Annotated in this window: 8 protein-coding genes and 4 pseudogenes; 7 read left to right on the plus strand and 5 right to left on the minus strand. The window is 58.5% G+C overall.

Annotated features, from left to right (window positions below; genetic code table 11):
* The first annotated feature begins 113 nt into the window (after positions 1-113).
* Both ACVWY5_RS05990 and ACVWY5_RS05995 read left to right on the plus strand, forming a co-directional pair.
* Positions 114-1,104, plus strand: a pseudogene (locus tag ACVWY5_RS05990) (IS481 family transposase).
* Between the two features lie 384 nt (positions 1,105-1,488).
* Positions 1,489-3,255: a putative bifunctional diguanylate cyclase/phosphodiesterase gene (locus tag ACVWY5_RS05995; protein ID WP_321177130.1), complete on the plus strand. Its 1,767-nt coding sequence runs from the start codon at positions 1,489-1,491 to the stop codon at positions 3,253-3,255.
* A 223-nt stretch (positions 3,256-3,478) separates the two neighbouring features.
* On the opposite strand, the pseudogene ACVWY5_RS06000 reads toward ACVWY5_RS05995, so the two are convergent.
* A pseudogene (locus ACVWY5_RS06000) lies at positions 3,479-3,694 on the minus strand (transposase); the annotation flags it as partial.
* Between the two features lie 242 nt (positions 3,695-3,936).
* Between ACVWY5_RS06000 and ACVWY5_RS06005 the strand changes: the two are divergent.
* A pseudogene (locus tag ACVWY5_RS06005) lies at positions 3,937-4,881 on the plus strand (IS110 family RNA-guided transposase); the annotation flags it as partial.
* Here the strand turns inward: ACVWY5_RS06005 and ACVWY5_RS06010 are convergent.
* On the minus strand, positions 4,870-5,091 hold the full coding sequence (locus ACVWY5_RS06010) for a hypothetical protein (RefSeq protein WP_244481911.1): 222 nt from the start codon (positions 5,089-5,091) through the stop codon (positions 4,870-4,872). The pseudogene ACVWY5_RS06005 and the gene ACVWY5_RS06010 sit on opposite strands and share 12 nt — an antisense overlap.
* A 166-nt stretch (positions 5,092-5,257) precedes the next feature.
* Between ACVWY5_RS06010 and ACVWY5_RS06015 the strand changes: the two are divergent.
* The 4 genes and pseudogenes from ACVWY5_RS06015 to ACVWY5_RS06030 all read left to right on the plus strand — a co-directional run.
* A pseudogene (locus ACVWY5_RS06015) lies at positions 5,258-5,524 on the plus strand (transposase); the annotation flags it as partial.
* Between the two features lie 1,424 nt (positions 5,525-6,948).
* Positions 6,949-8,154 carry an HlyD family secretion protein gene (locus ACVWY5_RS06020; RefSeq protein WP_051376398.1) on the plus strand — a complete coding sequence of 402 codons (1,206 nt, stop codon included), beginning with the start codon at positions 6,949-6,951 and terminating at the stop codon, positions 8,152-8,154.
* Positions 8,154-10,124 (plus strand): glycosyltransferase family 2 protein, encoded by a 1,971-nt coding sequence (locus tag ACVWY5_RS06025; protein ID WP_028337838.1) that lies wholly within the window; start codon positions 8,154-8,156, stop codon positions 10,122-10,124. The genes ACVWY5_RS06020 and ACVWY5_RS06025 overlap by 1 nt, the downstream gene beginning before the upstream one ends.
* Positions 10,125-10,182: 58 nt before the next feature.
* The gene (locus tag ACVWY5_RS06030) at positions 10,183-11,247 is read left to right on the plus strand and encodes a hypothetical protein (protein WP_321177129.1); all 1,065 of its coding nucleotides are present in this window, start codon (positions 10,183-10,185) and stop codon (positions 11,245-11,247) included.
* Between the two features lie 335 nt (positions 11,248-11,582).
* On the opposite strand, the gene ACVWY5_RS06035 is transcribed toward ACVWY5_RS06030, so the two are convergent.
* The 3 genes from ACVWY5_RS06035 to ACVWY5_RS06045 all read right to left on the minus strand — a co-directional run bounded on the left by ACVWY5_RS06035 (position 11,583) and on the right by ACVWY5_RS06045 (position 14,403).
* Positions 11,583-11,951 (minus strand): hypothetical protein, encoded by a 369-nt coding sequence (locus tag ACVWY5_RS06035; protein ID WP_051376397.1) that lies wholly within the window; start codon positions 11,949-11,951, stop codon positions 11,583-11,585.
* 851 nt (positions 11,952-12,802) lie between these two features.
* Positions 12,803-13,135 carry a hypothetical protein gene (locus ACVWY5_RS06040; protein WP_321177128.1) on the minus strand — a complete coding sequence of 111 codons (333 nt, stop codon included), beginning with the start codon at positions 13,133-13,135 and terminating at the stop codon, positions 12,803-12,805.
* A gap of 524 nt (positions 13,136-13,659) precedes the next feature.
* Positions 13,660-14,403: a nucleotidyl transferase AbiEii/AbiGii toxin family protein gene (locus ACVWY5_RS06045; RefSeq protein WP_431016665.1), complete on the minus strand. Its 744-nt coding sequence runs from the start codon at positions 14,401-14,403 to the stop codon at positions 13,660-13,662.
* Between the last annotated feature and the right edge of the window lie 8 nt (positions 14,404-14,411).

Raw genomic sequence — 14,411 nt, forward strand, 5'->3', positions numbered from 1 at the left:
CTATTCGGTCATGGTCCATCAATTGCAATGTTTGCATGCGAGTTCGCGCCGCACTAGATGTTGATCCCGGGTTTTGATGGGGCATTCCTGTCTGCCGAATCAAAGGATGCACTATGGGCCAGGTTCTTCATGGGAGCGCCACGACGACAGAGGCGATCCGTCGAGCGATACAGCATAGTCAAGCGAGCCTGAGAACGCTGGCAAAGCGCTACGGCATCAACCAGAAGACCGTCGCCAAGTGGAAGAAGCGGACCTCGGTCGCCGACCTCCCAACCGGCCCCAAGCGGGCGAAATCAACGGTACTGTCCGTCGAAGAGGAGGCGGTTATCGTCGCCTTCCGGCGCTACACGCTATTGCCGCTTGATGACTGCCTCTATGCACTGCAGCCGACCATCCTGCAACTGACACGCTCATCACTGCACCGCTGTCTGCCGCGCCACGGTATCGGCCGACTGCCGGACGTCGAAGGCGACAGACTGGCAAAGAAGAAGTTCAAGAGCTACCCGATCGGCTTCTTCCACATCGATATCGCCGAGGTGCGGACCGAACAGGTAAGCTCCACATGTTCGTGGCGATCGACCGAACCTCCAAGTTCGCTTACGTCGAACTGCACGAAAGGGCTACCACCGCCGTATCAAGGGAGTTCCTGCTGCGCTTGATCGCGGCCGTTCCCTATAAGATCCATACGGTGCTCACCGACAATGGCATCCAGTTCACGACCCCCGGTGCCGGAGGCTCGGCTGTGCCTTTGATCAAGGAGGCCATGGCAAACGGCGAACTCTTCTGGGCCCACGCGTTCGAACTCGCCTGTGCAAAGAATGACATCGACTATCGGACACCAAAGCGAAGCACCCATGGACCAACGGTCAGGTCGAGCGAATGAACCGAACCATAAAGGACGCAACGGTCAAGCGCTTCTACTACGAGAGCCATGACCAGCTCCGCCAGCATCTGGCCGACTTCGTCTCGGCTTACAACTTCGGCCGCAGGCTCAAAACCCTCAAGGGCCTCACGCCCTACGAGTTCAATTGCAAAGCCTGGGCTTCCAGCCCCGAACGCTTCTCTATCAATCCGCTCCAGCAAATGCCGGGGCTAAACATCTAGGCCGCGACCACTAGCTGCCGGGAGCTGCAATGTCGTTGCCTGCTACGGCGTCGCTCAACAGCCTTGGTTCTGTCGAGCGCTCAGCCGGCGGTCGTCTCACCCCACCAAGGCGGGCAGCCCCGGCGCGCGACGCTGCGATCACCAATCCGCTCGTCAGGCATTTGGCGGAAGGTCCCGATCAGTGGGCGCCACTGGCAGGAGCCTGGTCGCAATAAGCGCTGTTGCACGCTGACTAACGTTCACTAGCCACTCGCGTTCCAGAGCGTCCAGAACGTTGAAGCGGCATATTGAGGGCGCAACTCGTTGCTTCGGCCGCGTTGACGATGTGCGAAGTCGCTGGTCGATCGAACAGGACGGTTGCCGGTGACAAACGATCGAGAGTCGATGGCGCAGCTTGCGAAGCCGGCAATGGTTCGGCAATCGGCGCACATCATCTGGTCCTCAGTTGACATTCATGCTACGGGTAGGAACCTCACTGAACCAATCTGCGTTAGCGAAGATCCGAATGAGATGAAATTTTTAACTCCACCATCTCGCGTAATGCAGTTCGATTGGCGGAGTTCTGCCACGAGGGACTTCATTGCTCTCTTCGGCGGCCTCGTTGTCGCTTCAATCTTAGCTCATCTCTATGAGATTAGTCCTCGCTTGATTCAGCTGGGGCGGGGCTTAGACTCGGTACTCGGCGACATTGTATTCATCATATTCGTTGCGTTCTTAATGAGCGTTTCGCTTACAATCTTTAGTGTTCGGCGCTATCGAGAACTCGCGCGCGAAACTGAAGCACGAATCATTGCAAAAGGAGAAGCCCGCGATCTGGCGCGACACGATCCATTGACGGGCCTGCCGAACCGCCGCTTGTTTGATGAAAAACTTGATCTGTGCCTTGGCCTCGCCACCGACACGCAACAAGTCGCTGTTTTGATGCTTGGCCTCGACGGCGTAAAGCGGATCAAGGACACGCATGGACATGCAGCGAGGGACAAGGTGCTTTGCGAATTTGCTAAGCGGCTTGCCGAAATCTTGCGCAAGGACGGCCTCCTGGCGAGGATCGGAGGCGACGAATTCGGGATCGTCCTGCCAAACATTAGTTCCCTCGAAGATCCCGCCAATCTGGCACGCGGTATCGTGGCGTCCACCGCCGACACTTTCGCGCTTGAGACTGGCGCGGCCGAGCTTGGTGTTGGAATTGGCATCGCCATCGCTCCGCTTGACGGTGTCAATCTCCACGAATTGGTCAGGCGCGCAGATCGCGCGCTTTATCGCGCGCAAGGCGACGGCAGGTCGCGTGTTCGCTTTTTCGAACCAGGCATGGACATGCATGTCGAGCGGCGCATTCAAATCGAGCGTGAGCTTCGCAGCGCCATCGCGGCGGATATTATCGAGCTGCACTACCAACCGCTGGTTTCACTCGAAAGTAATCGCATTATCGGGTTCGAGGCCTTGGCGCGTTGGGAAAATAGGACATTGGGGCAGATCCCGCCCGACGTTTTTATTCCGATTGCAGAAGAAACGGGCCTCATCAACGCTCTTGGAGATCAGCTTTTTCGCCGCGCCTGTTTTGATGCCAATGCATGGCCGAAGACGTTTTCGCTTGCCTTCAACATTTCGCCAGTTCAATTGCGGGATTCCACGGTTGGAGAGCGCATTCTATCGATCCTTGAGCAAACCGGCCTCAGTCCACGCCGCGTGGAGGTTGAAATTACCGAGAGCGCGTTCGTGGAAAGAACCGGGGTTGCGAAGACCGTGATTGACGAACTTCGTCAAGCCGGCATCCGGATCGTGCTCGATGATTTCGGAACAGGTTATGCTACACTTAGCCAGCTGCTTTGGTTTCGCCTTGACAAGATCAAGATTGACCGCAGCTTCGTGTCGCATCTCGACGACAGTGCCGACTGCCGGGTGATCGTTCGTGCTATACTCGGCCTTGCTGAAGGATTTGGTTTGACCGCCACGGCAGAGGGGATCGAAGACGAAGGCCAGCTGGTCTACCTGGTGGCCAATGGTTGCACAGAAGGACAAGGCTATCTGTTTAGTAGTGCTGTTCCAGCCTCCGGTATCCCCGCGTTGCTTGATCGCGAAGCCGGCCGCGCAGCGGTTACTGAAGATGGAGCAGGAAGCCTACATGCGCCAGTCGACGCGCTGATTTCTTAAGAAGCTTCTGCCTCTACGACGGTTTCCCGAGCAGGTCAGGCTCAATCTCCTCCAATGACACGTGGAGCGTGCTCGGGAGCGCTGATTAGAAAGAAGGGGTCTAGATTTGTGGCGCAGCATTGGACGCATCAATCGGAATTGTTGCTCAGGGTAGCCGCATTCGATCGTGTCCCTGGGCGTGGTGTAACAGGGGTCACCACGTTCGCCGGCATGGCCGGATCGGTCAACTGGCGATTGCCGGGAAGCTGACGGCGTGATCATCGCCCAACGGGGCGATCGTTTCCAGTGTCATGTAGCGGCCGCGCTGAACCGCCCACTCGTAGTTCTGCTCGAGCAGGATCGCACCGACGAGGCGCACGATGGCGTCTTCATTGGGGAAGATGCCGACCACTTCGGTTCGACGCTTGATCTCGCCATTGACCCGTTCGAGCGGATTGGTAACCGGTATGAGATGTCTCGGTGCCAACGTTCCGCTGCGGTGTTCTATATCGTAGCGTATGGTACGACCATCGGGACAGAGGCACCGGAGCACGATGTGCGGGCAGGCCGATACACACGATGAGCCGAGAGCTCGAGTTAGTAGCTGGCCGCCTCTGCGACTCGCCCGGTTGCGCCGAGAGCGCGTATCCGTAGTTGTCGTGTCGCCCGCAGCTCCCGTCATGTGTCTGGCAGGAGGTGCGAATGCGACGGGTAATTGGCATCGATGTCCACCGAACCTTCGGGCAGGTGGTATTTTGGGGGAACGGCAGGCTCCGACATGCGGGCCGCATTGATATGACGCGGACTGCGCTGGAGGGGTTTGGCAAGACGCTGCTGGCCAGTGATGAGGTGGTGCTCGAAGCGACCGGCAACAGCGTAGCGGTGTCGCGAGTTCTGGCGCTCTTCGTGGCGCGGGTGACCATTGCCAATCCCTTGCAGGTGAAGGCGATCGCCCAGGCGCACGTCAAGACTGCCAAGATCGATGCCGGCACGCTCGCCAGTCTGCAGGCGGCAGGATACCTACCGCAGATCCGGACGCCTGACGCGGAGACCGAACGCAAGCGCAGACTGGTGGCGCGGCGCTACCAGATCGTGCGGCATCGCACGCGGTTCAAGAACGAGGTGCATTCGATCCTGCACGCGCATCTGATCCCGAAGTGCCCGCATGCCGATCTGTTCAACGCTCGCGGCCGGGCCTGGTTGGCTGCTTAACAGCTGCCAGACGATGAGCGCGCCGCCATCGATCGGCACGTCCGTGAGCTTGACCGGCTGGCAGAAGACCTGGCCCTGCTCGACCGCGAGATCGCGCAGGACGCAATCGAGGATTCCGCGGTCAACCGATTGATGACGATCACCGACGTCAACTTGGCGGTCGCCGCCGGCATCATGGCGGCGATCGGCGACATCAGCCGGTTCAACAGCCCGCAGAAGCTGGTAAGCTATTTCGGGCTGAACCCGCGAGTGCGGCAGTCGGGACTCGGAGCCGCCCATCACGGCCGTATCAGCAAGATCGGCCGCAGTCACGCGCGTGCCATGCTGGTTGAGGCGGCCTGGGCCGCGGCCAAGGCGCCCGGTCCATGCCATAGTAGCCGTAGCGCCCGCGCAGGACGGCGGCAAACCACTCGTGCTGCGTGGTCAGTGGCGCGTGCATGAGCCGCCAGGCTTGTGCTTCACGATGAACCGGCCATCTCTGGTCCGCCCGCAGTAGTGGGTGAAGCCGAGGAAGGCGAAGGTCTCTGGCCGCCGCTCGCCGCGCCGTTGACGCGAGAGGGCCGCGAACCGGCCAAACTCGATCAGCCGCGTCTTGTCCTCATGGACCGTCAAGCCGAAGCTGGCCAGCCGCGCTTTGAGGGCCAAGAGCATTTTTTGCGCATCTGAACGGCACTCAGCACCTCGGCCATCGCGCTTTGGACGATCTTGTCTTCTAGCACTGGCACACCGAGAGGCCCCTTACCGCCATCGGCTTTGGGGATGTAGACTCGCCGCACCGGCTGTGGCCGGTAGCGACCGGTGTGGACCCGTCCGCAGGCGTGTCCACTTCATGCGCAACGCGCTGGCGCATGCCGGCAAGAGCGGACGGCGCGTCGTCTCCGCCTTCATCGCCACCGCCTTCGTCCAGGACGATGCGGAGGCGGCGCGGGCGCAATGGCGGCGCATCGCCGACCAACTCCGCCCCAAGCTACCGAAGCTCGCCGCCTTTCTCGACTAGACCGAGACCGACGTGCTCGCTTACATGAACTTCCCGGCCGCGCATCGCGCCAAGCTGCACTCAACGGATGAGATGGACAAGCGATTTCTTCATGGCCGAGACGACAATTGCGGAGGTCGCCGTAAGTTCATTGTTCGGTCGCGCTGCGGGCCATTCTTCCGTCCCGGCCACCGATCTCGCAGCCGCCGCGCGCGCAAAGGGTGTCGGGACCTGGCAGCGTTGTCTGAGACGGCGCAGCCAGAAAAGCCGGCGCATGGGCTGGCCGGAGTTCGAGACCCTGACGGCACGCTTCCGCCTGCCAACTCCACGCATCACTCGCACATGGGCGCAGGCGCGGATATGACGCGGGTTACTCTCGGGAAGAGCCGGGTGCGCGAAAGCCGCCCGCCCGGATCTGTGAGGGCAAAACCAAATGGCCGAGCTACTCGACCGCTGGCGGCCTGTCGTGGATCACTGTTTTGATCTGCTCGAACGTGAAGGCGCAGGGCATCCTCGAATGCCCTGTGTGCTCAGGCCGCGCGAGCGGCAAGGCGCCTGATCCTCGATCACCTCTCTTCGGCCCGGCGGCGTTCAGATGTACATAGCATCAATGGCGATCAGATATCCGAATTCCGGATATCGGATGCGCCTCGAAGATCCGTCATCCACACGCGGCTAATACCCTCCGACTGAAGCGCCGGAGTTGACCGTTGCAGTCTCCGAACAGCTCCTAACTGCGCCAGGGAGTGTCGTACGCACGATCCAAAGCACACTTCCACGATCATCCGCTTGTCCCGCCAAGGGGAGCCCTATCGGGCCATCTAGGATCAGCGACGCCTGCGAGGCCGACTCACTCAACACCAAACGATCCACCCAAGACTTCCAGAACGTCGCTGAATCTGATTTGCGGTCTTACGTTAGAACAAGACCCAGACTGTCCGAATTCTTACATGCTGTCGGTCTGGTACGCGCTTCCTTGAGAACAATTACCTTTACTGATCGAGCTGTCGCAGTTGGCACAAGTTTTGATGAGAAGGGTCCATCCGCCGCACCCGCTCGCGAAGCGACGGCTACAATATTGCTTTTTAGGCTACGACCTTTTTGCGCAATGACACGGACTATCACATGGAGTCGGTCTCAATAGTACGTCACAAAATCTGCCCCCAATGCAGCTCTGCATTGGTCCACCTTGAGTGGCATGAACGCATCGGTGTGCGGGAAGTTCAAAATCTTTGGCGCTGCTGGAACTGCAGGAACGAATTTATCACCGTTGTTACTTCTGAAGGGACGGATCCTCCTGCCGCTGAGATCGCAAAGCTATTCTTTACTAGCCTGTTAGTCTGATCAATGACGCCTGAGCCGCTAACAGTCGTATCCGAGCGGCGCCGGGCTTGGCAATCCAGAGCAGGGGCGGAGGGTCGCTTAGGGGAAATAGAGTCGACCTCAGGCTGCACAGCATATGTTTGCCCCGTGTGCGAATACCGCTGCGCCACCCCTCCCATCATAAATGCAGTTGGAATGTCCTTATGAGCCTCGTACGTGCGATCGTCGGCTTAACGCTGTTGGCAGTGGGATTGTACGTTGTTATCGGCGAGCACTTCGCTGGAACATCGGCGGATGCTACACTCAATGCTCGACTCTACATCGTTCGCGCCCCAATCGAAGGAAAGGTAACGCTTGTCGTAAAGAGCATCGGCGCCCGCATGAGCCGCGGCGAGCTCATCGCAGAAATCAACGACCAGCGCTTCGATACCGCGAGGCTACTTGAGCTCGATCGCGATCGCGCAAACCAGCAGATTGAGCTGAACCGCCTCGTTGGCCAGCGAGAGGCCTTGTCCGCATCCAGGTCTCGCTTCGATGCTCAATCAACTGATTACCAGCGTGGCAGGGTTCGGCAGATCGAGGCCCGAATTGCCGAAACGAAAGCAGCTCAAGACGCTGCAGCCGCGCGCCTTCGTCAGGCGGACGCAGAATTTAAGCGCGCAAACGAACTAAGCACGCGTGGTGTACAAACGGCGGCGAATCTGGATCGCGCTCGCGCAACTTACGACGTTGCGCAGCAAGAACTGGAGAGTGCGCAGCAGCGAGTGAATTACCTGGAGACGGAACTTACGTCCGCTCGCGACGGCGTGTTCATCGGGGAGTCCTATAACGACGCTCCATCCTCGGCTCAACGTATCCGAGAGCTCGAGCAGCGGCTGGCCGAGCTGAATGTCGACAAAGAGCAGGTGAAAGCGCGTATTGTCCAGCTCGACGGCCAAATCGCTGCCGAGCGTCTTCGTGCCAATAGTTTGAGTTTCGCTACGCTTAATGCCAGCGTTGTTGGTCTAGTCTGGGACATATTAGTAGACGATGGCCAATATGCGCGGCGCGGCCAGGATCTCGTCAAGATCGTCGACTGCAGTACGCTGATCGTCACTGCGGGCGTCAACGAATCTCTCTACGACAGTCTTTCGGTCGGAACGGCCGTCCAATTTCGGTTGTTTGGGGATGATCGGATTTTCAATGGAACCATAACCCGCCTTGGCGGAGCCGGTGCAGCCTCGCTCTACACCAACCTTGCGGTTGGTCCAAGTGCACAACATCTCCAGCGCTTTGATGTCACCGTGACTGTTTCAGACCTCGCAGGAGAGCCAGATCTCAGCTGCGCGATTGGGCGTACTGGACGCGTTATCTTCACAGCCGGCCCAATCGCTCAATTCCGTCAGTTTATCACGCGGTACGGACTCTGATGCTTCTGCTGTCACCAATCGCTGCTGCCTTCGCAGGTGCTGCTTTCATAATTGGCCTCCGCCTTACCATCTTTCCGTTCCTTAATCCTATGAACTGGTATTGGCGCGCTCTGCTCCTGGGGACGGCTGGCTTACTGTCTTGGCGTTATATGGCTTGGCGCTTCACCGAAACGCTGGCGCCACTCGACTGGACTGCGGACGCGCTGTTCAGTTGGGGATTCGCCTTGCTCGAAGCGCTGACAGTGCTGTCCTCTAGCATTGCGTTTTTTATACTGTCGCGGGTGAAGGAGCGGACGGCCGAAGCAGACCAGCACTCCGAATGGTGGCCGCCTGGAGAAGCGCCGCGCGTGGATGTTTTCATCACGACCTACAACGAGCCGTCGGAAGTACTCGAGCGCACGATCGTCGGCGCGACAGAAATCCGCCATCCTCGACTTCGGATTTTTATTCTCGACGACGGTGCCAGGAATTGGGTGCAGCAACTCTGCGAGCTGCACGAAATCGGATATTTGGCACGCTCGGACAAGGAGCACGCTAAAGCGGGGAACATCAATCATGCACTTCGCGCGCGCGCTCGAGATCCGGATCCCCCGGCCTTTGTTGCTGTACTTGACGCCGATTTCGTTCCCCATGCGGACTTCATCGAGCGGACGCTAGCGTTGTTTCACGAGCCAAGCGTCGCGCTCGTGCAGACCCCTCAGCACTTCTTCAATCCTGATCCGATCCAACATAACCTGAGAATAAGCACCGCATATCCGGATGAGCAACGTCATTTCTTTGACAACGTTGAGCCAGCGCGCGACGCTTGGGGCATTGCTATCTGCTGCGGAACCTCATCCGTAATGCGGGTCCAAGCCGTCGAGCAGATTGGCTGGATTCCGACACAAAGCGTAACCGAGGACTTTCTGCTCACGCTTAAGCTCGCGGAAAACGGCTGGCAAACGGTGTACCTTAACGAGCCGTTGACGGAAGGCTTGGCTCCCGAGGGATTGAAAGAATATATCACTCAGCGCGGACGGTGGTGCCTTGGCCTGATGCAGATTGTCCGCAACTCATACAACCCCTTTGGCATGCACGGCCTTGGTCTGATGCATCGAATCGGCATTATTGATTCGTTGCTCTACTGGCTCAGTACCTTTCCCTTCAGGCTTGCCAGCCTGATCATCCCACTCTTGTACTGGTGGTGTGGCATCACCATCGTGAACGCGTCGTTGGTGGAAATTATCAAATATTATGTACCCTATTACCTAATGGTTCTGGTGTCCCTGAACTGGCTTTCAAAAGGGTTATTTGTCCCGCTTCTCAACGATACGGCTCAGCTGATCGCGGCCTGGCCCATCAGCCAGGCAGCCGCTCTCGGGCTGCTGACCGGGGGATCGCATAAGTTCTCGGTGACGGCCAAAGGCGGCGACCGTGCCAAAGTCGTTGTTCAATGGATATTGATGCGACCATTCCTACTCCTACTCGGACTGACGATCGGTGGTCTGATCGTGCCGCTGAACTCCGATTTCGTCTTCAATACGTCCGCTACCGCGGGCGACGGCACGGCTATTGTGATGTTCTGGACGGTTTATAACATTCTGGTGTTGCTAGTAGCAGTCGTGGTGTGCATCGAACGACCGCGATACGATCGACCTCAGCGCCAGATCCCAGAACCCATCACGTTGGTGATCCAAGGTGAGAAGCATCGCGGATGGCTTCTCAATCTGGGCCGTGGGGGCGCTCGAATCAGCGGTCCATCCGGACTTTCCGCTGGAGCAGCAGGGAAGCTCAACCTGCCGGGGATTAGCGGAGTGGACGCGCATGTTGCTGCGACAACACGTGATGGCTATCGACTTAAGTTCTCTCCAACTCCGGAGCAAAGGGTGAAAATTATCAAGAAGCTTCACACCGAATCCGCCATGCCAGGGGCCAATCGAGGAAACGTCTTGCAAATGATCCGTGAGTTGGCGCGAGCTCTAACGAGTTGAGGAGCGCGAGATGCCGAAAAGACCTAGCCTACTGTCCTTGGTGTTCTGTGGAGGCGCCTTGCTCATATTGGTCCCTGCGATCGTGACCGCAACAATCTACACGGCCTTACTACAGCAACGGGGAGAGCAGCTGCAATTCGAGGCTCTAAGGATTCGCGGCGAATTGAGCTCCGCGCTGTTGGCCCGCCGGCTCTATGGGGTTTGGATGGATGTAGCTCGGTCCGCTGAGCTCATTGACCCAACAGATCTAAAAAAGGCGAGAGAACACATAGATTTCTTGAGCCGCCTTGATCAGCGCTACACTTGGCTCGGCGTGGCGGATCTCGAAGGGACCATTCTTGTGGCTAAAGACGGCATGCTGGAAGGAGTAAGCGGTGCACAGCGACCTTGGTTTAGGCGGGGCCTTGTCTCGCCAGCGGCTATCGATGTGCATGCCGCTCAACTACTGGCCACCCAGTTGCCTCCATCCCTTGAGCCCTATCGCTTTATCGACCTTGCTGCGCCGTTGCGCCACGCCGGCTCCGTTGCCGGTGTCATCGGCGCTCACCTTGATTGGAAATGGGTTGCAGAAGGCATGGATTCGTTGCAAGTACCCGGCATTGACGTGCTGCTGCTTTCGGGTGATCGAACCGTCCTATTTGGTCCACCGGATCTCATCAACAAGCCGCTTAACATCGGCTCCGCGCTTGCGGCTAGTCGCGTCACGACTGCGTCTCTACGCGAAGGTTGGCCTGACGGTAGGGACTACTTCACGGTGATCGTTCCCACGGTCGGCTTCGCGAACCTTCCAAGCTTCGGCTGGTCTCTTCTGGTTCGGCAGAGTGCCGACGAGGCGCTTGCGTCCACCCATAACTTGATCCGATCATTCTGGAGGAGTTTCGTTGCTTGCGCCATTGCCACACTAGCGCTGCTCTTATGTGCAGCGCAGTGGCTGAGGACGCCCCTCCGCCGGCTCTCGAATACAGCGGAGGCCCTCGTGCACGATCCTTCCGCGCGGCCGCCATACCCGGAGACACGCTTTAGTGAAGCGGCGAGGCTCAGTGACGCGCTAGCTCGCATCCAATCGAAGCTGATGGGGCACTCTGGTCGCAATTGGACCCAAGCACCGGGTGGAGACGACTAGCTGAACGACGGTCAAAATAGTCTTCACGGCGGCCTCCGGCGCCGACGTTCAGGCACACCAACCTCGGTCACCAGCGCATTGGTGCTTGGCCTCTTCTGGTCAGGACCATACCCCATCACCGCCATCGACGATGATGGCGCCCCGCCAAACGCCTGTTCGAGACGGCTGTTGACTGCCGATCACGCATTGAAGCTGTCGTTGACACGTCTGCCCTGTCGGAACATCCGTAAACCTTCCACTCGACATCCGTCGGCTGTGCGCCAGCGTTAAAGAAAGAACAGCACAAAGCACGATCGTGGTTGCCACCGTTATCCGTAGCGCGATTGCCGCTCGGTTCATCTCGACATCACTCGCTGGCGATAGGCGTCGATCATGGCGGTCGTCACGTCATGCGGGTAGCAGATCGCCGCAGCGCCGCCGGGTCGGGAGTAGGCGCTTCGCGCGCCGCAGGCTCGGCCGTTCCGCTTCACGTCATCTGGGCAAGCGCAGGGTTTACCCGTCGCGTGGTACTGACCCCGGCTGGTCTTGATCAAAATCGAGGCAATCGCAGCGGCCGTCAGCGCGGCCTCAATGTTGCGCTTTGGGGCAGGCGGCAAAGTCTTGTCGGGGACGTTGATCTTGTTGACGGGCGCGCTGTCGCCGACGCCAGAGGCCGGCGTCGTGGGTGGTTTCGGCTGCATCACAATGACCGGCCCATCAGTCATAGCGAGTGGCGTTGCGGGTCCAACGGTCTGCGATGGCGCAGACGGCACCGGCGGATACGCTACAGGCGCATCCTGACGACCAATCGAATAGGCCCCGAGGGCTGTGACGCCCAAGAGCAAAATGACAACTCCGCTCCGCATGATTTCTCATTCAAGCGCAAGCCGAGATGCAGCGCAAGCAGTGGTTGAGTGTTTCCCGCGTCAGTGCGTTTTCGGATGTGCATGCCATTTGGTTGCGCTCTAAATTTTGTGGTCGCGCAAGGGGCACGCTGGAACAGATACTCATTTGGGGTATCTTCGCGATTGTCGTCGCGGTTGCTGCCACCGGTCCCGGTCGTCGTCCCTTTCGGATGGTTCGTTCTCGCTTGTGTGATCTCGCCGTTGCTGGCGGTCATCCTGCTCGCATTGTTGCCGAGACGTGGGGATGATGGCGACCCTTCGTAGATGGAGTGTCACGAAGGAAAGGCGAGGAAATCTCCGTTTTGCGCTGAGTACATCAAACGCGAGGCCATCGTCTGCAACCTCAGCAGCAGTTGCGCGTGGGCATGGGCATCAATTTGCGATGCAGCATCACTTCGACGCTTGAACCCAAGATCAACCGCAGTCGGATGTTCGCGGGCGGGTGTTTCTTCTGTGCAAGGATGTGTTCGACGGAGTTCTCACGCACAATAGGTCATATACCCGCTTAGCAGCGACGGCTGGTCGTGTGCTAAGCCGGTGCAAGCCTTGTCCGATCGCGAAACAATCGGCCTGAAATTCGACAGCTTGGTAGTCCAGCGCAGAGAACGATTCCGCTTCTGAGGTCAGGCTGGAGCCGGTGACCTGCTTCTGCAGAGCGGTCTGACCGTTGACTATGTGGCCCAACTCATGGTCGAACAAGTGATCAATAGCTGAAGGGCGAGATCTGAGGCGTACTTCGCGCGTGCTGGGTCCTTCGGCTGCCAGTTGCGTTGCGCGGTGGTCGTCAGATCATAGAAGCTGCGTCTCGGTTGATAATCTCTGCGAACGATCTCCGCACTAGGCCATCCTACGTGGGGCAAATTGTTGGGGTGCGAAAGCATCTGATCAAACAGATCGCGCAACAGAAGCCCCGTCCCGCGGTTGATCTTGATGACATTCTTGCCGTCGTCCTGCATATCAGCAGATGCGCCAAGATAGGCATCTTGCCACAACTCGGCGGCCACAGAGTCCGCCGCCTCCAGCCCGCATGCTTTGACATGGCATTCGCGCGATCGTTATAGCGCTCGCTTAAGCTATCGACATCGCTTGGGAAGAGGTCCTGCGGGAAGGGATCAGGCGCAAGACTGCCGCGGCAGTGTTTGTGTCGTAGTCCGCTCCCGCACGGACACGTTGGTTGCGGCTGAACTCGACCATCATGAACCGGTCTCAGCCCCTCGGCGATGGTGGATGATCTTCCTTGTCTGGGCCTCTCATCACGATCAAGGTGCAGATTTTGAGAATTGTTGGTCCGCGATGTTGGGTTTGAGCATTCAGAAATGTGTTTCCGCTTCTCTTATGACAGAACTGCTAAAGCTTGCCGATCCAATTTCCGATCTCCGCCAGGATCTCGTCGAAGCTCGACTTGCCCTCATAGTACAGGGCGCTGCTGCGCTCATAGGCGTCGGCATAGAGCGCGCGCGTCTTGGCGTCGCTCGGGGTGAAGGCCTCGTTCGTGGCGATCTCCTTGTTGTCCGCTTTCGGAAAGCGATCATTCTTGTGCTTGTTGTAGGCCTCGGTGCCAATGTAGGTTCGGACATCGTCGCGTTGAAGCAGTTGGTGAATGTCTCAATAGGGGCGCTGCCGTCAGCCTGCTGATGACGGAGCTTCGTCGCCACCGTTTGCAGCTTCTCGAAGGTGTAGCGCGGGTCATAGCTAGGGACAGCCTTGGCCCGGTTGTCGATGACCTCGACCTTGCCCGCGGCGTAGTCATAGGCCCACGAACTGATGTCCCTCGGCTCGTTTGGTGCAACGGTGTCGAAGCCAACTTCGGGCAACACCCCGTCGCGAGACCTTCCATGGCCTCGACCGTGCTGGGAAAGGTCAGCTTGAGTCCCGCGCTGCGATATTTCGGGATATCATCAAAGTCCGCGTCCCGTTCGACCGTGGCGATGCCATCGATCTTGATGCTTTGCGCCAGCCAATCGTAAAAGTCTTTCCGGGATTGAATATGTGCCGGCTTATCGTGGTTCTTGCCGGTCTTTACATCCCGCTCAGCCGGAGGCTCGATGAGAATGTCGATGTCCTCCGAAAAGCGACCGATAATGCCGTGCCCCTTGGAAAGCGACGTGCCGCCCTTCAACTGAAACGTGAAGCCAAACTGCTGGAGTCCATGGAGGCAATGCATGATCCAGTAGTCCTTTTCGACCAGGGCTGGATCGATGCCTTTTTCCTCCGCCACGATGCGGATCAAGTCGCCGAATTGCGGATGGTTGTGAAGGAAATCACGCGGCATGCGACCCG

The sequence above is a fragment of the Bradyrhizobium sp. USDA 3256 genome (assembly GCF_054058275.1).

Coding starts and splice junctions, on each gene's coding strand:
- ACVWY5_RS06025 (WP_028337838.1), top strand. CDS start 8,154: ATGCTTCTGCTGTCACCAATCGCTGCTGCCTTCGCAGGTGCTGCTTTC.
- ACVWY5_RS05995 (WP_321177130.1), top strand. CDS start 1,489: ATGGCGCAGCTTGCGAAGCCGGCAATGGTTCGGCAATCGGCGCACATC.
- ACVWY5_RS06045 (WP_431016665.1), bottom strand. CDS start 14,403: ATGCCGCGTGATTTCCTTCACAACCATCCGCAATTCGGCGACTTGATC.
- ACVWY5_RS06035 (WP_051376397.1), bottom strand. CDS start 11,951: ATGACTGATGGGCCGGTCATTGTGATGCAGCCGAAACCACCCACGACG.
- ACVWY5_RS06020 (WP_051376398.1), top strand. CDS start 6,949: ATGAGCCTCGTACGTGCGATCGTCGGCTTAACGCTGTTGGCAGTGGGA.